The following is a 20,399-nucleotide window of genomic DNA, read 5'->3' as shown; positions in this document are numbered from 1 at the left end:
TTTCATTTTTATATTAATCTAAAACCAAACCTATCTGGCCGTCGTCGTCTAATTCTGTTTCAACCGGGTCATCTTCGTCTATTTCCGGTTTTTCAGGAACTTCTTCAACGGGTTCCTCATAAGGTAACGGGTCTAGTAAATTAACTTGTTTTAATTTATCAGTTGTCAATTGGTTTCCTAATGCTTTAAAGCCTTTTACAGCGATAAAGTCTTCGACATCGATATGTAAATCTTCTTTTTGGACTCCTTTTACTTTTGCAAAAATCAATTGTGCCACCGGACGATAATCTGTTGATACAATTTCTAATTGTGAATTTGGATGGTCCGTAATAAAACTTTCTTCTTTTCCTTCATTTTCTACAAGGAAACGTTTCAGATAATAACGCTCTTTTTCTCCATCATAATAAATCGCAGAGATTGGTTTTTTAGGATTAAATTTCTCCAGGACAATCATATCTTCCTCAAAATGAGTGGATAATTCCGGAATAATTACTTTCAATTTACCACTTTGGTTGATGATTAAGATTTTATCACTTGGTTTAAACTCACCTAATAATTCTCCTCTTGCATCCACATTTAGGCGTTTTACTGTATCATCAAACCAAACTTTTCTTGGTAGCAAAGTCGAAATTCCTTTCTCTTTTAATTCGATTTTCTTGATTGGATATTTGGTAACCAAATTTCCTTTTGAAGCACGACCTTTAATCGCTAATTTGGCAAAATCAATATCAAATTTCAATTTTTTGATTGTTCCTACCTGGCGTAATAAAATCGTAATTACCTCAGCTTCTCCATTTGGATTATGTGAAAAATAAACAACCTGAGAACCATTCGTTTCATTGGTTAAATCATAAGGCTTATCACGTGTTACACCAGAAACGTTGAAACGTTTAATATATGATGGACCTGATTTTCCGTCACGATACATCATATTGTAAATCGTACGTTTATCGCTCTTATCGAAAATAGCGACATGTATAATATCTTTACCCACAAACGTTTTGGCATCTACTTTTGTTACGAGCATTTTTCCGTCACGTAAAAACACAATTACATCATCAATATCAGAACAATCCGTAAGATATTCGTCTTTTTTCAAGCTGGTACCAACAAAACCTTCTTCTCGATTTACGTACAGTTTTGTGTTACGTAAAACTACTTTTGTAGCCTCAACATTATCAAAAACACGAAGTTCTGTCTGACGTTCGCGACCTTTTCCGTATTTCTCTTTTAATTTCGTAAAGTAAGCAATGGCAAAATCAGTCAGATTTGCTAAATGATGCTCTACCTCTTTCATCTCGTCTTCTAACTTAGAGATAAAATCATCTGCTTTATCAGAGTCAAAACGAGTAATACGAATCATCGGAATCTGAGTCAGTCTTTGTAAATCTTCATCAACAATTTCCCTAACGAATGATTTTTTGAAAGGCTCAAATCGATCATACAAGTATTTATAAAGTGACTCTCTATCTGAATACAATTTGAAATCAATGTACATTTCTTCACGAATGAAGATTTTTTCTAAAGTAGAAAAATGCCATTTATTTTTTAATTCCTCTAATTGAATTTCTAGTTCCTGACGCAATAAATCAACGGTTCTGTGGGTCGAAATTTTCAACATTTCAGAAACCCCGATAAACAACGGTTTATTATCTTCAATAACACATCCTAATGGCGCTACAGACGTTTCACAAGCGGTAAAAGCAAACAAAGCATCAATAGTTTTGTCCGGAGAAACACCAGGGAAAAGATGAATCAAAATCTCAACATCAGCCGCTGTATTGTCTTCGATTTTTTTGATTTTGATTTTACCCTTATCATTGGCTTTCAAGATACTATCAATCAAAGTCGTGGTATTGGTCGAAAACGGAATTTGTGTAATCACCAATGTATTCTTGTCTAGTTGTGCAATTTTTGCACGCACACGTACACGTCCGCCACGAAGTCCGTCATGATAATTGGACACATCGGCAATACCCTGTGTCATGAAATCAGGATATAATGTAAACGCTTTTCCTTTTAAAATTTTGATCGAAGCATCAATTAATTCATTGAAGTTATGAGGCAGAACTTTAGTCGAAAGACCAACCGCAATTCCTTCTGCTCCTTGTGCCAAAAGCAACGGAAACTTTACCGGAAGATTGTTGGGTTCTGCACGACGACCATCGTATGAAACGCCCCAATCGGTAATTTTTGGCGAATACAAAACCTCCAAAGCAAATTTAGATAAACGTGCCTCGATATAACGGGAAGCTGCCGCTCCATCGCCTGTTAAGATATTTCCCCAGTTTCCCTGGCAGTCAATCAATAAATCTTTCTGACCAATTTGTACCATGGCATCACCAATACTCGCATCTCCGTGTGGGTGATACTGCATGGTGTGACCTACAACATTGGCAACTTTATTATAACGACCATCATCCAGTTCTTTCAAAGAGTGCATGATACGACGCTGAACCGGTTTAAAACCGTCTTCAATTGCCGGAACTGCACGTTCCAGAATTACGTATGAAGCATAATCCAGAAACCAGTCTTTGTACATGCCCGTTACTTTGGTAATAACGTCTTCTCCTTCTTCTTCCTGATTTTCGTAAAAATGCTGTCCTTCAAAATTCTTAGCGTCTACGCTGACAACTTCACCATCGTCTCCTTCCTGATTTTCATCAAGATGGTTTTCTTCAGCATTATTCTCGTCGTCGTTTGGAATTATGTTATCGTCTTCTTCGTCTTTCATTTAATTATATTCGAAATTATAATTTTATTAGTTGTTTTCGATGAGTTGTTTTAAAACTTCAACGCTTGGTAAAACGGTCTTATATTTACTAGCAAAAATTTGCTCATTATTTTCTGGTAAAGTATATTTTACTACAGATTCACTTTTATTTTGGCAAAGTACAATTCCGATAGTTTTATTTTCATCTTCCAGTCGCATTTCTCTGTCATAGTAATTGACATACATTTGCATCTGACCTAAATCCTGATGTTTTAATTCGCCTATTTTTAAATCAATAAGCACAAAACATCTTAAAATTCTATTATAAAAAACCAGATCAATCCTAAAATGTTTATCATCAAAGCTAATTCTTTCCTGTCTCGCTACAAAAGTAAAACCATGACCTAATTCTAGTAAAAAATGCTCTAATTTATTAATGATTTCTTGTTCTAATTGAGATTCAGAATATTGGTGCAATTCTGGCAATCCTAAAAATTCAAGAATATAAGGATCTTTAATAAGATCTTTCGGTTTTTCGATAATCTGACCTTTTTCAGAGAGTTTTAAAATTCCTTCTTTATCTCTGCTTAAAGCTAATCTTGTATAAAGCGCAGTATCATATTGACGTTTTAATTCCCGTACACTCCAATTGTGTTTTTCAGATTCAATTTTGTAAAACCGCCTTTCTTTTTCATCTTCAATTCGCATTAAAAAAATATAATGGCTAAAAGTCAATTTAAAAAAAGAAGCCAATGTTTGATAATCTACTTTATTGAATTCCTCAGTCACTGACTGGTTTTTTTGAATTTGCAAAATCCGAGACAGTGTCTCGGATTTTGAGAAAGTCAAAAAGAGCTTCCTCATATTTTCTAAATTATCAATAGAAAAGCCTCTCCCAAATTCTTTCGTCAATTGCTTTGAAAGATCTTTTAATAGTTGTTTTCCATACTCAGCCCTATCTTTTCCATTTTGTTCTTCTTCAATAATGATTCTTCCTATTTCAAAATAAGTAATTGTCATTGTTGAATTTACGGTACGTAAAACCTGTTGTCGGGCATTTTGCAATAACTCGGCAACTTGCTGAAAAATGATTTTATTTTGAAGACCGTCTGACACTATATTTTTATTTAACTTCTAAACCTCAGCCTCAACCGCATCCAACTCCACCTTCAAATTCTTGATGATAAATTCTTGTCTGTCCGGAGTATTTTTTCCCATATAGAAAGACAATAATTGCTCAATCGAGGTGTTTTTGTCCATCATAATTGGGTCAAGGCGAATGGTTTCTCCAATGAAGTTTTTGAACTCATCTGGCGAAATCTCTCCCAAACCTTTAAATCGGGTGATTTCCGGTTTTGGTTTTAATTTTTCGATCGCATCTTTTCTTTCTTCGTCTGAATAACAATAGATGGTTTCTTTCTTGTTTCGAACCCTGAAAAGTGGTGTTTGCAAAATGTACAAATGTCCTTCTTTTATTAATTCCGGGAAAAACTGCAAGAAAAATGTAATTAACAACAAACGAATGTGCATACCATCGACATCGGCATCGGTGGCGATTACGATGTTGTTGTAACGCAATTTTTCCAGTCCGTCTTCGATATCCAGCGCCGCTTGCAATAAATTGAATTCTTCGTTTTCATATACAATTTTCTTAGTCATTCCGTAGGAGTTCAAAGGCTTACCACGTAAACTAAAAACCGCCTGCGTATTTACGTCACGTGACTTTGTAATAGATCCGGAAGCCGAATCTCCCTCGGTAATGAAAAGCGTACTTTCTAGGTTTCTCGGGTTTTTAGTATCCGGAAGATGCGCACGGCAGTCTCTTAGTTTTTTATTGTGAAGATTGGCTTTCTTCGCACGATCTGTAGCCAGTTTTCTAATTCCGGATAACTCTTTACGTTCTCTTTCAGCCTGCAAAATTTTACGCAATAAAGCTTCTGCAGTTGGAGGGTTTTTATGTAAATAATTGTCTAATTTGTTCTTCACAAAATCGTTTACAAAAGTACGAACTGATACTGGCGGAGTTCCGTCATCAGACCCCATATCTGTCGAACCTAATTTGGTTTTGGTCTGAGACTCAAAGACAGGTTCCATCACCTTGATGCTAATCGCACTCACAATTGATTTACGAACATCAGATGCTTCAAAGTTTTTATTGTAAAACTCACGAATGGTTTTTACTATTGCTTCTCTGTAAGCCGCTAAATGCGTTCCTCCCTGTGTTGTATTTTGTCCGTTGACAAAAGAGTGATATTCTTCGCTATATTGTGTTTTACTGTGTGTTAAAGCAATCTCAATATCGTGATCTTTCAGGTGAATAATTGGATATTCAAGATCTTCTGCACTAATTGTTTCTTCTAATAAATCTCTAAGACCATTTTCAGAAATGTATTTTTCGCCATTGAAAATAATTGTCAAACCATTGTTTAAGTAACAATAGTTCTTCACCATTTTAATGACATATTCCATACGGAATTTGTAATTTTTAAAGATCGTTTCATCCGGCGTAAAGGTTACTTTTGTTCCTTTTCGCTTGGTTGTATCTATAATATCTTCTTCTAAAACTAAATTTCCTGCAGAAAACTCAGCTCCTTTTTGTTTATCATCACGAACTGATTCTACACGGAAATAATTGGACAAAGCATTTACTGCTTTTGTTCCGACACCATTTAAACCTACTGATTTCTGGAAAGCTTTAGAATCGTACTTTCCTCCGGTATTCATTTTCGAAACTACATCGACTACTTTTCCTAACGGAATTCCACGGCCATAATCACGAACCGAAACCGTTTTGTCCCTGATAGTCACTTCAATAGTTTTTCCTGAGCCCATAACGAACTCATCGATACAGTTGTCTAAAACCTCTTTTAGAAGAATATAAATACCATCATCCGGAGAAGATCCATCTCCCAATTTTCCGATATACATTCCGGGACGCATACGGATATGTTCTTTCCAATCGAGTGATCGAATATTATCTTCGGTATATTGATTTTGCTCTAGCATAAAGTGAATTGGATTTTTTGCTAATGTACCATTTATAGTCAAAAAATGAAAGCGTATTCTTTTTTTGTTATGATTAATAACAGCTTTGAATTCTATTTAAATTGATTTTAAAATAATACGGGCAGTAAAAATATAAAAAATCAGCTTTTCAGCAAAAAAACACTATTTAATTCCCAGTACTTGTTTCGCCAAAGCAATCATTTCGGGCGTTCCGGTATTTTTGTTCTTTTCATCAGAAAGTTTCACAACGCCCTGCCAATGCGTGTTATCCAATTTGACTTCTGTCAGTTTTATAACCATATTCATTGGGGGCAAACCTACATCATTAGTAAAATTGGTTCCGATACCAAATGACATTTTGATTTTATCTTTACAAAAATCAGTAATGCTTTTTACTTTATCATAATGTAACGAATCCGAAAAAACAATCACTTTCGATTTTGGATCAATTCCCATTTTGGTGTAATGCAAAATTACTTTTTGTGCAAATTCTATCGGATCGCCACTATCATGACGAACTCCATCAAAAAGTTTGGAGTATTTTTTGTCAAATTGCCCGAAAAAAACATCTGTAGTGTAGGTATCTGTTAAGGCAATTCCGAGATCTCCTCCGTACACTTGCGTCCAGTGTTCAAGACTAATCAAATTCGCCATTTTAAAACCATATTGAGCCGCATGAAACATAAACCATTCGTGTGCGTGTGTGCCTAAAGGCCGGATATTATTGACCATTGCAAAGTGTACATTACTGGTCCCTATAAAACTTTGTGAACCAAAAGCCTGTAGCGTTTCGTTAATTAAAACATGTACATCATAAGAATGACGGCGTCTTGTACCAAACTCTAAAATTGAAACGCCTAATGTATTATAATTATCAATTTTGTCTTTTGTCAATTTTTTTATAGCATCATCATTCAGGCGAATAAGATGATTTGATTTATAAAAAAGCTCCGAAATTAAAGCCATCAAAGGAACTTCCCATAAAATAGTACGGTACCAAAAGCCTTCAATCGTAACTTTTATGTCTGAACCATCCTGAGTGATCTGAACTTCTGAAGGATCAAAAGTATAGCCTTGTAAAAAATCTAAATAGGTAGGATCCAGATACGGACAAAACTTAGCCAGATAATGCTTTTCGCTTTTTGTCAATCGTAAATCAGCCATGGCATCAACGGCACGTCGAAGTACATCAGCAAATCCGGGAGGAAAAATATGTTTGCCCCTGTTTATAAAACCGTAACGCACTTTTGCCTTCGGAAAAAGTTTTATTACAGCATGTTGCATTGTAAATTTATAGAAATCATTATCAAAAATTGATTTCAGGAAAGTTGTTTCCATGGCCTTTATTGCATTTTAACAGTTCAATAGACTGTTATCATTAAATTCATCTCTGTATTGCTAAGATACGGCAATTCAACAGAAGAAGAAAATTCTTTAAACAAACATCTCAATCCTGCTTATTTTCGAATTATTTTAAAAGAAACGATACTAAACGTATCCAGATAAATAGTAATATAATCGCCTATAGTTTTATCATAAGCTATTTGAAACTCTAAACTGCCACGTTTTTCTTTAAAATTCTTAATTTGAACAGGTTGATTTCTTTTATTTAAATAAAAAAGAACATCAGTCTTCGAAACATTTTTGATTTCAATCCTTATTTTATCACCATATTTCGCTTCAATTATTCCAGAGTCCGGTGATTTAATTTTATAATCGCCTTCAATTGTTTTATTATAAATTAAAGGTCCGTTCAGAAATTCTTCTTTATTCAATTTATTTCCTAAATAAGAACCTGAATCAGGAAAATGCTTTGCAAAAAAATAATCAGGATCTGTATCAAAATAAATAGGTGCAAAATCATTGACCATTCTTCCTTTACTACTGTCATAATATCCCTGACCCCAGGTAACATCAACCAATATCCATTTTTTATTTATCAAAACAATATTCCACGCATGATTTGAAGAAGTCGTTTTTCTACCTATATCGGCCAATCGTATTTTTGAATCTCCACGAATTATTTCAGATTTTAATCCCACCAATCCGGCTAAATGCTGATACAAAGCAGTAAAACCTTCACAGACTGCCTTTTCAGAATTAAAGGTCTTCTGAATTAACTTATCATTCAGCTGCTTAATCTTTCTTTGTTTTTCAGCCTCCGTAGAATAACTAAAACCTTGTGCTCGTTGCGGGTTTAAATAAGAAGCATAATCGTATTTTATGTTAAAGGCAATCCAGCTGAAAATAGCTCTTGCTTTATCCTGTTCTGAAGTAAAATCTTTTTGAATTTTTTCTGCCAAATCTTCGGTAGTACTAAAATGTTCAGGGTATTTTGCCACTATTTTATCCACATCACTATACTTTTGTGAGTAAGAAGAATGCAAAAAGATAAAATTCAGGAAAAGAAATATAAGGGTAATCTTTTTTATGCTCATCGATTAAAAACTAGACTTAATAATGTCTTTTAATTCTTTATCTAACTCCGCGTTTGATATTTTATTTTGTTCTAAATCAAAATTAGCATTAAAAGTGGGTAACGAAAAAGTAGCTTTAATTTGTGCACCATATCTTGGTAAAGCATTATTTGCTATTTCCAACACTGATGCTCCTCCTCTTGGCCCCGGTGAAGTTGCCAGTAATAACATTGTTTTTTGCTGAAAAACATCTTTGACAATTCGGGAACTCCAATCAAAAAGATTTTTAAAAGCAGCCGAATAATTACCGTTGTTCTCTGCCAAAGAAACAACAAGAAGATCTGCTGTTTCAATTTTTGCCAGAAATGCTTTTGCAATTTCATGCTGACCAATTTCTTTTTCAAGATCAACGCTAAATAAGGGCATAGCAAAATCATTCAAATCTAAAACTTCAACTTCGGCATTTTCAAATAAACTTGCAGCGTAAGTTGCAAAATGTTTGTTGATAGAATGCTGACTGTTACTTCCTCCAAAGGCTATAATTTTCATAAATTGTTCTTTTTATACCGGTTTTTCGATTTCAAAAATCTCTTTTTGAATTTCTACCGAGTATTCATTCGGGTAAATTTTACCTCCGTAAGACTTTGCATACACTTTGGTAAATTCTGCTCCAAAATAAAGAATAATTGCCGAATAATACACCCAAACCAGAATAATTATTACAGAACCTGCCGCACCGTATACTGAGGCAACTGTTGAGCTTCCTAAATAAAAACCAATAGCAAATTTACCTATCATAAAAAGTACAGCGGTAACTCCTGAACCTATAAAAGCATCTTTCCATCTTATTTTCCCATCAGGCAATGTTCTGAAAATAATTGCAAAAAGAAGTGTAATACTTGCGAGTACGATGACGATATTCACGATATAAAATAAATACACTGTACTTTCAGGAAAATATACTTTTAAACGTGCACTCATTAAATCCAATGTAGTACTTATAAAAAGACTTACCAGCATTAGAAAACCAACCGAAGCAATCATTGAAAATGACATCAATCGATTTTGAATGAATTTCTTAATTCCTTTATCGGGTTTTGCCCGTAAGCCCCAAATAAAATTTATAGAACTCTGTATTTCTGCAAAAACCCCGGATGCCCCAATTAATAACATTGCAATTCCAAATATAGTAGCAAAAACATTCTCACCGGATAACTGTACGTTTTTTATCGCTTCCTGAATCTGAATTGCGGCACCATTACCAACCAAACCATTGATTTGCCCGTAAAGCTGACCTGTAACAGCATCTTCACCAAAGAAAAATCCGCATACGGTAATAATGATAATTAACAAAGGTGGTAATGCAAAAATGGTATAATAAGATAATGCAGCACTCAATTTAATAGCATTATCGTCATTAAATTCTAAAAAGGTATTCTTAAGCAGAAACCATGACTTGGAGAATATATTTTTTACTTTCACGATATTCGGTTTTTTAGATATTCTCTCAAATTTAAGGATTTATTGAAAATTTTGAATTCTTGTATTTTAGAGGAATTTTATATTTTTTCCATGTTCATGATTAAAAAAAACTAAGTTCTAAAAATGGCACGCGGATGACACGGAGTCGCTAAAGCGAAGACGCAGATTAGGACGGATTTTTTTATACTTTATTTTTTTTATTTTTCGCGCAGATTTCGCAGATAACACAGATTTATTTTTGAAAACTATTATCATCCTGAACGACGCCAAAGACTTGCCATACATTGAAGAACTTCGACTCCCCTTAGCCAGACAGTAATAGTTTTTAAACATAAAAAAACTGCTGAATCTCTCCAGCAGTTTAATCTATTCTCTTTATTCTTTATTCTTTATTCTTTATTCTTTATTCTTTATTCTTTATTCTTTTATTCTATTATCTCCAGAAAAATTACACGTTAAAACGGAAATGCATTACATCTCCATCTTTTACAATATATTCTTTTCCTTCAACTTTGAATTTTCCTGCTTCTTTTGCTTTTGCTTCAGATCCGTATTGAACGTAATCTTCGTATGAAATTACTTCTGCACGAATGAATCCTTTTTCGAAATCAGTGTGAATCACTCCGGCTGCTTGTGGCGCTGTAGAACCAATGTTGATGGTCCAGGCACGAACTTCTTTTACTCCTGCTGTAAAATACGTTTGTTGTTTTAACAATTTGTAAGCTGCACGAATTAAAACAGATGCTCCAGGCTCAGTTAATCCCATATCTTCAAGAAAAACCTGACGCTCTTCGTAGCTTTCCAACTCTGTAATATCTGCCTCTGCTCCTACTGAAAGAATAATCACTTCGGCATCTTCGTCTTTTACCAATTCACGAACCTGATCTACATATTTGTTTCCGTTTACTGCTGAGTTCTCATCGACATTACAAACATATAAAACTGGTTTTGCAGTAATCAACTGAAAAGATTCCATTAAAACTTCTTCATCATTCCCCTGAGGGATAATAGTACGAGCTGATTTCGCCTGCAATAGTGACTCTCTTATTCTGTCTAAAAGTGCTTTTTCAGTTTGTGCTTCCTTATTTCCGGTTTTAGCGGCACGATTTACTTTTTCCAGACGTTTTTCAACAGTTTCTAAGTCTTTTAACTGTAGCTCGATATCTATCGTTTCTTTGTCACGAATTGGGTTTACATTTCCGTCAACGTGAACGATATTATCGTTATCAAAACAACGCAAAACGTGAATAATAGCATTACATTCTCTAATGTTTCCTAAAAATTGGTTTCCCAGACCTTCCCCTTTACTTGCTCCTTTTACCAAACCTGCAATATCAACAATATCAACGGTTGCCATTTGCACGCGCTCTGGTTTCACCAACTCTTCTAATTTGTTGATTCTTGGATCCGGAACGTTTACAACACCAATATTAGGTTCGATTGTACAAAACGGAAAGTTTGCACTTTGCGCTTTTGCATTAGATAAACAATTAAATAATGTTGATTTTCCAACATTTGGTAATCCTACAATTCCTGCTTTCATCTGTTGTTTCTGTTTATTTTTTATTAGATCCTGATTCTATCAGGTCTTTATCATTAATGCTTTTACCTTAATATATAGATCGTTACTTAATGATATATAATTTATGTATTGATTTTTTGTTTCTGCCAAAATGATATTTTTTGGCTTTAAAATTTTGCAAATATAAGATTTAATAGCTGGTAAGTGAAGTAAAAATGACGATTAATGTTTTTTAAAGTAAATTCTGTAAAATAATAAAACTTTTCATTAAGCTTTTGTTAAAAAACATTAATTTTATCAACGATCAAAACAAAATAACAAACCAAACTCACAGAAAAATGAAAAAGATTGCATTATTTTTATTTCTATTAAATACACTGTTTCTTTTTGCCCAAAAAGAAATTTCAGGAGTTGTCAGAGACAAATCAGGCGCACCTCTACCCGGAGTGAATGTTCTGGAAAAAGGAACTACAAATGGCGCATCTACTGATTTTGAAGGTAGTTACCGCATAAAAGTCCAAGATGGGGCAATAGTAATCTTTAGTTATATTGGATATTCTTCAATCGAAAAAAAGGCTACAGGCGACAAAATAGAAGTTATTCTGGACGAAAACGGTGGTCAGATTTTAAACGATGTCGTTGTGGTAGGTTCCAGAAATTCAAAAAGAACTGTCGTAAATTCAGCTGTCCCTATTGACGTAATTAATGTGAAAGACGTTACCACGCAAAGTGGAAAGCTGGAAATTAATGAGTTGCTACAATATGTAGCTCCTTCCTTTAATGCTAACAAACAATCTGGTTCTGACGGCGCTGACCACGTAGATCCTGCATCACTTAGAGGCTTAGGACCTGATCAGACTTTGGTTTTGATCAATGGCAAAAGAAGGCACCAATCGTCACTTATTAATTTATTCGGAACGCGCGGACGCGGAAATACCGGAACTGATTTGAATGCTATTCCGGCTGCGTCTATTAAAAGAATCGAAATTTTAAGAGATGGTGCCGCCGCCCAATATGGTTCTGATGCCATTGCAGGGGTTATTAATATTGTAACCAATGACAATGTAAATGAATTGACCGGAGCTGTAACTTACGGCGCTTTTAACACAGATGCGAAAGGAGATTTTTTACCCGGAACACCCAATACCAAAGGTTTTAGATTAGATCAAAAAGGATATGGAAACTCTTATGGAAAAGACAAATCTTTAGACGGTCAATCAGTAAAAGTCGCTGCCAATTACGGAATTGCCCTTGGAACAAAAGGCGGGTACGCTAATTTTACAGGTGAGTTTATCAATAAAGATAAAACCCTCAGACCTGCTTATGATTTTAGAAAAGGTTTTGGTGATGCCCAAATAAAAGGTTTAAATTTCTTTGGAAATCTTGCCATTCCCATTGCTGATAAAACAGAATTTTATGCCTTTGGCGGAAGCAACTTTAGAGATACCGATGCTTATGCTTTTACCAGAAATGATGGTGAAAGAGTCGTAGAATCTATTTACCCTGGTGGATATACCCCAAGAATTACTTCTAAAATCAATGACAATTCGATCGCTGCAGGAATTAGAACTGAAACCTCCGGTGGCTGGAAAATGGATCTAAGCAATACTTTTGGAAAAAATAAATTTCACTACAAAATAAAAGGAACATTAAATGCTTCTCTTGAAGACAAATCCCCAACACAATTTGATGCCGGCGGGCATAGCTTACTTCAAAACACTACTAATTTTGATGTTTCTAAAAACTATGGTGAAATTCTAAAAGGCTTAAATATTGCCTTTGGAACAGAATTCAGAGTAGAAAAATTCGAGATTTTTGCCGGTGAAGAAGGTTCTTATACCACGTATGACACAAACGGCAAACCCATTACAGACCCTGCTACTCAAAGTCCTCCAACGATTCCAAATCCTGATTACGATCCTTCAGACCCTACTTCTTCGCCAACGATTCCGAGACCCGGAAGTTCTCAGGGCTTCCCCGGATATAGTCCGGCCAACGTAGTGAACAAGAGTCGCACTAACTTTTCGCTATATACCGACGCCGAATTGGATATCACAGAAGCTTTAATGGTAAGCGGAGCGGTTCGTTTTGAAAATTACAGTGATTTTGGAAGTACTGTAAACGGTAAACTGGCTTCAAGACTTAAACTTACAGATAAAATAAATATGAGAGGCTCAATAAGCACCGGTTTCCGCGCGCCGTCTTTAGCTCAAATCTATTACAATTTACGTTTTACAAATTTTAATGCCAGTGGCGCAACAGAAGTTTTGTTAGCACCTAATGACAGCCCGGTAACAAGAGCTTTTGGAATTCAAAAATTAAACGAAGAAAAAGCTGTAAATGCTTCTTTGGGGTTTACAGCAAATTTTGGGGATTTCACTGCAACTGTTGATGGCTATTATATTAAAGTAAAAGATCGTATTGTCCTTACCGGATATTTTGATGCAAGCGCTTTAAATCTTGGTGTTTCTGAAGCTCAGTTTTTTGCTAATGGTGTAGATACCAGCACACATGGTTTAGATTTGGTTTTTGCCTGGAAGAAAACATTTGATTTTGGGCATCTGGGAATAACTTTGGTAGGCAATATCAATGACATGAAGATTGACAATGTCAAAAATGGCGCTTTAGATGCGGATACTTTCTTTGGAAAACGTGAAAAGGCATTTTTGCTCGCCTCTGCTCCAAATAATAAATTTGGACTCAACTTCAACTATTCTAAAAATAAATTTGATGCCGGTCTGGCTTTCACCCGTTTCAGCAAAGTAGTTTTAGTCGATTATGCTGATGAAGATGATGTTTACAATCCAAGATTAATCACTGATCTGACGCTGGGATACAAAATAACTAAAAATCTAAAACTAAGTGTTGGAAGCAATAACTTATTCAATGTTTACCCAACTAAGCAAGATGAGCAAGGCAATACTGAAGCAGGTGGCTATTGGGACGCAGTACAAATGGGTTTCAGCGGAGCTTATTATTACGCAAGAGTTGGATTTAATTTTTAATGATTAATTGAACATAAGATTTCCGCTTTCAAACAGCGTGGTACTAAATTCGTTTAGAATCAAATAAAACATAAAAAATCCTGAGTGTAATACTCAGGATTTTTTATGTTTTATTTTAAAGTTAAAGCTTAAATTCTAATCCGCTAATTATTGCTTTTTCTTCGTCAGTGGCTGTAAATCCGGAAATGTCCCAGTATTTGGTCAGAATTTTATTTTGTTTATTAAAAAGCGTTTTCTCTTTAAAAACATCTCTTTCGCTATAGGTAAACTTTTGCTTATTGAAAGCCGTCGTGATAAAATGATTTCGGACCTGAATATTCTTGACCTGATCTTTTAAGGTAAGATTATAAGCTATTTCTTCATTAGAACTCAATAAATAATAGTCAGCTCCATCTATTCTGTAATTTACTTTTATAAAAGATCTGGTAATTTTCTTAGAACCTACCACAGGTTTTTCTTCGGTTTTATCCGTATTTCCGGGAGTTAAAACACAGGTAAATTCGATAATTATCTTTTTTTCCGGATCGTAGATCACTTCAAAAGTATCATTGTCTTTTTTAGATTTATCCAAAGGAGTAATTTTCATCACATAATAGTCCTTATTATTAGGATGTCCTTTTATAAGAAAATCATATTCTTTTTTTGCCTTTGAATCTAAAACACGTTCAAAATAATTTAAATTTGAATAATTCTCCATAATATTATTCAGATTATAACCTCTTAAATCAGTACTTACATCTGCTTCTAACAATCCGTAAGATCGATTTTGCTCTACTAACAATGTTGTCATTACATTTTTCTGACGTCCCGAAAACTGAAAATTCACAAGCCCGTCATTATAATACGAATATTTGTTATCCAGCATAAAGAACTCTCTAACGTAGACTTTTAAACGATACGGCATCGTTAATTTTTGTATCGAATTTGCCACTACTTTTTGAAGGATTTTTTGCGGATTATCCTTAGACAAAACAATTTCATCTAACTTATTGTCCTTATCCTTTAGATAAACGACAAATCCATTTTCTTTCAAAGTGGTCCAACGCAGGTTGAGGTTATCATAATTCATTTCAGATACCTGAACATTCGACGCTCCATTTAATATAAAAGTTACCTTACCCTCCTCATTGCTTAATAAAACCTGCTTGGTTTTTAAGATAACCACCATAGCGTTTTCTATAGGCAATTGTGTCTCTATATCTTTTACAATGATAGAATATTCTGTATTTTGAGCAAAAACACCAGCACTTAAAAATATAATAGGTAAAAATAGTAATCTCTTCATATATAATTGTTAATACAAAATTAACCACTATAAAACTACAAATAAATCATTAAAAACCTAGACAATACAAAAAAAGTTACTTTTATAAAAAAAACCTGAGCAAATGCTCAGGTTTTTTTTACTCATATACAAGTATAAATACATATAGTGTTATTCATCACCATGTAAAAACGCTTGTCTGTTTAACAAGGTTTCCTCATCTTCTACGTGGTTGTCGTCTGGCACACAACAATCAACAGGACATACGGCAGCACATTGAGGCTCATCATGAAAACCTTTACATTCAGTACATTTTCCCGGAACAATATAATATACTTCATCAGAAATTGGCGTTTGAGCATCATCTGCATCAACCTCAGTTCCATCCGGTAAAATTATTTTTCCAGAAAGTCTGGTTCCATCTTTATATCTCCAATCATCAGCTCCTTCGTAAATTGCTGTATTTGGGCACTCTGGTTCACAAGCCCCACAGTTTATACATTCATCAGTTATAATTATTGCCATTTTGTTCGTAGTTACATGTTAAAAGTTACAGGGTTTGAGTTTAAAATCTCAAAGATTTTATTCTACTTTGCCTTATAACATAATATAGCTTATTTTTGTGCAAAATTACAATCAAAACAATTCATAAGCAAACAATATGACATTAGAAACAAAAAAAAGTGTTTTTGTTGAATTAGGCAAATTCTTAAATCAGTTTTCTGAAACAGATAATACGCAAAACCAGTCAGTTTTAGGCAATGATTTGTTTTTTGATGATTTTATAAAATTAATACAACTTTCGCAATCACACAATGGTTGGTATACTCCTGAACAAGTGTATTTTGCAATAAAATCCTGGGCAGACGCCCTAACCGAAGAAAACATTGACAAATGGCTTTCTAACTATTCTTTCCCGGATGACAAAACCGAGAAAAACGTAGCTTTAATTCTGGCCGGAAATATCCCATTAGTTGGTTTTCACGATTTCTTATCGGTTTTAATTACAGGAAATAAAGCAATAATAAAAACATCTTCAAACGATCAGCACTTATTGCCATTTCTGGCTAAGTATTTAATCTATGCTGATGAAAGTTTAAAAAACAAAATCACTTTTGTAGAAGGCAAATTGGAAAACTTTGATGCCGTAATTGCCACCGGAAGCAATAATACCGCCCGGTATTTTGAATATTACTTTAAAGATAAACCTTCAATCATTCGAAAAAACAGAAATTCGGTTGCGGTTCTAAACGGAAAAGAGACACATCAGGAATTAGAAGCTTTAGGCGAAGATATTTTCAGGTATTTTGGCTTAGGATGCCGCAATGTATCAAAGCTTTTTGTGCCGAAAGAGTATTCTTTTGTTGCTTTTTTTGAGGCTATCTTTAAGTATCAGGATGTTATTCATTATGAGAAATACGCTAATAATTACGATTATAATAAAGCGGTTTTTTTAATGAGTAATTTTAAATTACTGGATAACGGATTTTTGACTATAAAAGAAGATGCGAGCTACGCCTCTCCTATTTCGAGTGTTTTTTATGAATTTTATGAAAATATCGAAGATTTACAAACGCGTCTTGAAGCTGATGCTGAACAAATTCAGTGCATCGTTAGCAATGATTTAATCAAAAACAGTATTCCGTTTGGGCAAACCCAAAATCCTCAATTGTGGGATTATGCAGATAACGTAGATACTATAACGTTTTTGTTAACAACAAAGTAAAAATATGTTTAATTATTTCGAATAATTTATCGCTTTTTCAGCTCCTATTGCCGAAATTTGCGTCTTTAAAATTTCGACTATTAACAACAACCATGAAAAAACACAACTACAGCGCAGGACCAAGTATCTTACCTCAAGAAGTTTTTGAAAAAGCATCAAAAGCTATACTAAATTTTAATGATTCAGGACTTTCTATTCTTGAAATCTCGCACCGAAGCAAAGATTTCGTTGCAGTTATGGATGAAGCTCGTTCCCTTGCTTTAGAGTTATTAGGTCTTACAGGAAAAGGATATCAAGCCCTATTTTTACAAGGTGGTGCAAGTACAGCATTCTTAATGGCTCCATATAATTTATTGAAAGAAGGCGGTAAAGCTGCTTATTTAGATTCCGGAACATGGGCAACTGCTGCTATAAAAGAAGCTAAGAATTTTGGAGAAACTATTGTTGTAGCTTCTTCAAAAGAAGAAAATTACAACCATATCCCAAAAGGATACACCATACCAAGTGATGCAGATTATTTTCACTGCACTAGTAACAATACTATTTTTGGAACTCAAATGAAAGAATTCCCTGCAACTAACATTCCAGTTGTTTGCGATATGAGTTCTGATATTTTTTCACGCGATTTAGATTTCTCTAAATTTGATTTAATCTACGCCGGAGCTCAAAAAAATATGGGCCCTGCAGGAACTACTTTGGTAGTGGTAAAAGAAGATATCCTGGAGAAAAGCGGAAGAACTATACCAAGTATGTTAGATTATGCTAAACATATTAAAGCAGAAAGTATGTACAATACTCCACCTGTTTTTGCAGTATATGTTTCGCTATTGACTTTACAATGGATCAAAGAAAAAGGAGGAGTTGCTGCTGTTGAAAAATTAAACGACGCAAAAGCGGATCTACTTTATACTGAAATCGACAGAAACCCTTTATTCAAAGGTGCTGCAGCGGTTGAAGATCGTTCTAAAATGAATGTGACTTTCTTGCTAAACAACGCCGATCATACGGCAACTTTTGATGCTTTATGGAAAGAAGCAGGAATTTCAGGATTGCCGGGACACCGTTCTGTTGGTGGTTACAGAGCTTCTATTTACAATGCTATGCCTATCGAAAGTGTTCAGGTTTTAGTTGATGTAATGAAAGCTTTGGAGTCTAAAGTTTAATTGGTTCTATCGGTTAATCGTTAATTTGGTTAATTGTTTAAGCGATTATCTGTTTACACAAAAATATCAATTGAATACTGGATTCCCAGCCCCGATAGAAGTGGAAATCCTTTTATTTTTTTTCTTTAAAAAAATAAAAGATTACTTCACTAAAATATTTATTTTTATCGGAGTTCAGTGAACTTCGTTTGTAACGGATAGCGGGGTTAGCTCTTAAATCAAAAAAAGAAAAAATATAATATATGTTTATCGACTAATCTATACGATTAAGCGATAAAACAAATAAACACATAAACTAAAATGAAAGTATTAGCGAATGACGGAATTTCTAAAAGTGGAATTCTTGCCTTAGAAAAAGGTGGATTTGAAGTTATCACTACAAAAGTAGCTCAGGAACAAGTTGCTAATTTTGTAAACGAAAATAATGTAGACGTGGTTTTAGTGCGTAGTGCAACTAAAGTTCGTAAAGATATTATTGATGCCTGCCCTGGATTAAAAATTATTGGCCGTGGTGGTGTTGGTATGGATAATATCGATGTTGATTATGCAAAAAGCAAAGGAATTCACGTAATTAACACGCCTGCTTCATCATCAGAATCTGTTGCTGAGTTGGTATTTGGACACTTATTTTCCGGTGTTCGTTTTTTACATGATTCTAACAGAAATATGCCTCTTGAAGGAGATTCAAACTTTGACGGTTTGAAAAAAGCGTATGCAAACGGAACTGAATTAAGAGGAAAGACTTTAGGAATTGTTGGTATTGGCCGTATCGGACAAGCTACAGCAAAAATGGCTCTTGGTTTAGGGATGAAAGTTATCGCTGCAGATAGTTTTATTCCGTCTGTAGATGTTAAGGTTGAGTTTTTTGATGGTCAGTCCATCACTACTACCATTGTTTCTCAATCATTAGAGTCTTTATTCAAAGAAGCTGATTTCATTACACTACACGTTCCTGCTCAGGATGGTTACATCATTGGAGAAAAAGAACTTGCCATCATGAAAGATGGTGTTGGTATCGTAAACTGTGCTCGTGGTGGTGTTATTGATGAAGTAGCCTTAGTAAAAGCGTTAGATTCCGGAAAAGTTGCTTTTGCAGGATTAGATGTTTTCGAAAGCGAACCAAAACCGGAAATGGCAATTTTAATGCACACTAAAATCTCACTGACTCCACATATTGGAGCTGCAACGGGAGAAGCACAAGATAGAATTGGTACTGAATTGGCTTCACAAATTATTACTTTATTGAGCTAATTAATTATAATTAAATCGTTTAGAAGGGATTTATTAACATTGTTTAATAAATCCCTTTCTTTTTTTGATTAAATTTGAATTCTAATCTAAATTCTTTAAATTATGTTTGAACAATTAACACAATTAGTACAGCAATATGCAGGCAACACCGTTGTAAACAATAGCGCCGTTCCAAATGAGCATAATGATGGCGTGATTAACGAAGCTAGCAGTTCTATCTTTGCCGGATTGCAAAAATTAGTTTCAGAAGGTAATGGAGAGCAATTAGCCGGATTATTTAACGGAAGCACTCCTATTGACAGTTCAAATCCTGTTGTGCAACAATTGACTCAGCAACTATCAGGAAATCTTGGCGAAAAATTTGGATTAAGCAGTGCAGATTCATCCAATGTGGCTTCTGGGATAATTCCGCAAGTTCTAAATTCTTTAGTCAATAAAGCCAAAGATCCTAATGACAGTAGTTTTCAGATTTCAGATATTATCAGTTCTATTACGGGCAACAGCGGACAAGCTTCCGGCATTATGGAAACCATCAATAAATACGGAATGCAATTTGGCCTGGACCAAAATAACGACGGAAAAGTCGATGTTGCCGATGTTCTTGTCGTTACCAAAAGCAAAGGCGGAATAGCAGGATTTATTGGGAAATTATTTGGAAGTAAGTAAAGTTTCTAAGCAACTAAGCAAAATATAAAGTAATTAAAAGCTGTTTACCACAAGTAAGCAGCTTTTTGCTTTTATCAACAGAAACTAAAAAAACTTAGCGACTCAGAATCTTAGCAACTTAGAACCTCTTATACAAAAGTTAAATAAAAAAATTCTTCTCCCATTTATTTGTAAATTTAGGCGT

The 20,399-nt window shown here is 34.4% G+C and carries 15 protein-coding genes; 5 read left to right on the top strand and 10 right to left on the bottom strand.

The genetic code is table 11. The features are described 5' to 3' along the window. Positions 1-13: 13 nt before the first annotated feature. The 8 genes from ACQY44_RS02475 to ychF all read right to left on the bottom strand — a co-directional run bounded on the left by ACQY44_RS02475 (position 14) and on the right by ychF (position 11,161). A complete protein-coding gene (locus ACQY44_RS02475) occupies positions 14-2,734 on the bottom strand; it encodes a DNA gyrase/topoisomerase IV subunit A (protein WP_428228844.1) in 2,721 nt (906 codons plus the stop codon). 27 nt (positions 2,735-2,761) lie between these two features. Next, positions 2,762-3,829 carry a PDDEXK nuclease domain-containing protein gene (locus tag ACQY44_RS02470; RefSeq protein ID WP_428228843.1) on the bottom strand — a complete coding sequence of 356 codons (1,068 nt, stop codon included), beginning with the start codon at positions 3,827-3,829 and terminating at the stop codon, positions 2,762-2,764. Positions 3,830-3,847: 18 nt separating this feature from the next. Continuing rightward, the gene (locus ACQY44_RS02465) at positions 3,848-5,719 is read right to left on the bottom strand and encodes a DNA topoisomerase IV subunit B (RefSeq protein WP_428228842.1); all 1,872 of its coding nucleotides are present in this window, start codon (positions 5,717-5,719) and stop codon (positions 3,848-3,850) included. 162 nt (positions 5,720-5,881) lie between these two features. Further along, on the bottom strand, positions 5,882-7,057 hold the full coding sequence (gene pncB, locus ACQY44_RS02460; RefSeq protein WP_428228841.1) for a nicotinate phosphoribosyltransferase: 1,176 nt from the start codon (positions 7,055-7,057) through the stop codon (positions 5,882-5,884). A 119-nt stretch (positions 7,058-7,176) separates the two neighbouring features. Beyond that, positions 7,177-8,157, bottom strand: a complete 981-nt coding sequence (locus ACQY44_RS02455; RefSeq protein WP_428228840.1) for a transglutaminase domain-containing protein — start codon at positions 8,155-8,157, stop codon at positions 7,177-7,179. Positions 8,158-8,160: 3 nt separating this feature from the next. Then, positions 8,161-8,685, bottom strand: a complete 525-nt coding sequence (locus ACQY44_RS02450) for an NADPH-dependent FMN reductase (RefSeq protein WP_428228839.1) — start codon at positions 8,683-8,685, stop codon at positions 8,161-8,163. A gap of 12 nt (positions 8,686-8,697) precedes the next feature. Further along, on the bottom strand, positions 8,698-9,618 hold the full coding sequence (locus ACQY44_RS02445; protein ID WP_428228838.1) for a YihY/virulence factor BrkB family protein: 921 nt from the start codon (positions 9,616-9,618) through the stop codon (positions 8,698-8,700). A 448-nt stretch (positions 9,619-10,066) separates the two neighbouring features. After that, positions 10,067-11,161, bottom strand: coding sequence for a redox-regulated ATPase YchF (ychF, locus tag ACQY44_RS02440; protein WP_074656996.1), 1,095 nt, complete (start codon positions 11,159-11,161; stop codon positions 10,067-10,069). Between the two features lie 317 nt (positions 11,162-11,478). On the opposite strand from ychF, the gene ACQY44_RS02435 reads away from it, so the two are divergent. After that, positions 11,479-14,145: a TonB-dependent receptor gene (locus tag ACQY44_RS02435; RefSeq protein ID WP_428228837.1), complete on the top strand. Its 2,667-nt coding sequence runs from the start codon at positions 11,479-11,481 to the stop codon at positions 14,143-14,145. Between the two features lie 121 nt (positions 14,146-14,266). Here ACQY44_RS02435 and ACQY44_RS02430 read toward each other — a convergent pair whose 3' ends face one another. After that, complete coding sequence (locus ACQY44_RS02430; protein WP_428228836.1) at positions 14,267-15,430, bottom strand: hypothetical protein; 1,164 nt, start codon at positions 15,428-15,430, stop codon at positions 14,267-14,269. A gap of 150 nt (positions 15,431-15,580) precedes the next feature. After that, complete coding sequence (locus ACQY44_RS02425; RefSeq protein WP_065447848.1) at positions 15,581-15,934, bottom strand: 4Fe-4S dicluster domain-containing protein; 354 nt, start codon at positions 15,932-15,934, stop codon at positions 15,581-15,583. A 136-nt stretch (positions 15,935-16,070) separates the two neighbouring features. Here ACQY44_RS02425 and ACQY44_RS02420 point away from each other — a divergent pair, with 136 nt between their 5' ends. The 4 genes from ACQY44_RS02420 (at position 16,071) to ACQY44_RS02405 (ending at position 20,215) form a co-directional block, all read left to right on the top strand. Then, positions 16,071-17,135, top strand: coding sequence for an acyl-CoA reductase (locus ACQY44_RS02420; RefSeq protein ID WP_428228835.1), 1,065 nt, complete (start codon positions 16,071-16,073; stop codon positions 17,133-17,135). 92 nt (positions 17,136-17,227) lie between these two features. Continuing rightward, positions 17,228-18,298 carry a 3-phosphoserine/phosphohydroxythreonine transaminase gene (gene serC, locus ACQY44_RS02415; protein ID WP_428228834.1) on the top strand — a complete coding sequence of 357 codons (1,071 nt, stop codon included), beginning with the start codon at positions 17,228-17,230 and terminating at the stop codon, positions 18,296-18,298. Between the two features lie 300 nt (positions 18,299-18,598). Further along, a complete protein-coding gene (locus ACQY44_RS02410; protein ID WP_194615445.1) occupies positions 18,599-19,549 on the top strand; it encodes a D-2-hydroxyacid dehydrogenase in 951 nt (316 codons plus the stop codon). A gap of 102 nt (positions 19,550-19,651) precedes the next feature. Next, entirely contained in the window at positions 19,652-20,215 is a 564-nt protein-coding gene (locus ACQY44_RS02405) for a hypothetical protein (protein WP_428228833.1), read from the top strand. The last annotated feature ends 184 nt before the right edge of the window (positions 20,216-20,399 follow it).

It is taken from the genome of Flavobacterium sp., assembly GCF_965277525.1.
Lineage (GTDB): Bacteria > Bacteroidota > Bacteroidia > Flavobacteriales > Flavobacteriaceae > Flavobacterium.
This window is presented reverse-complemented; position numbering and strand designations above follow the sequence as displayed.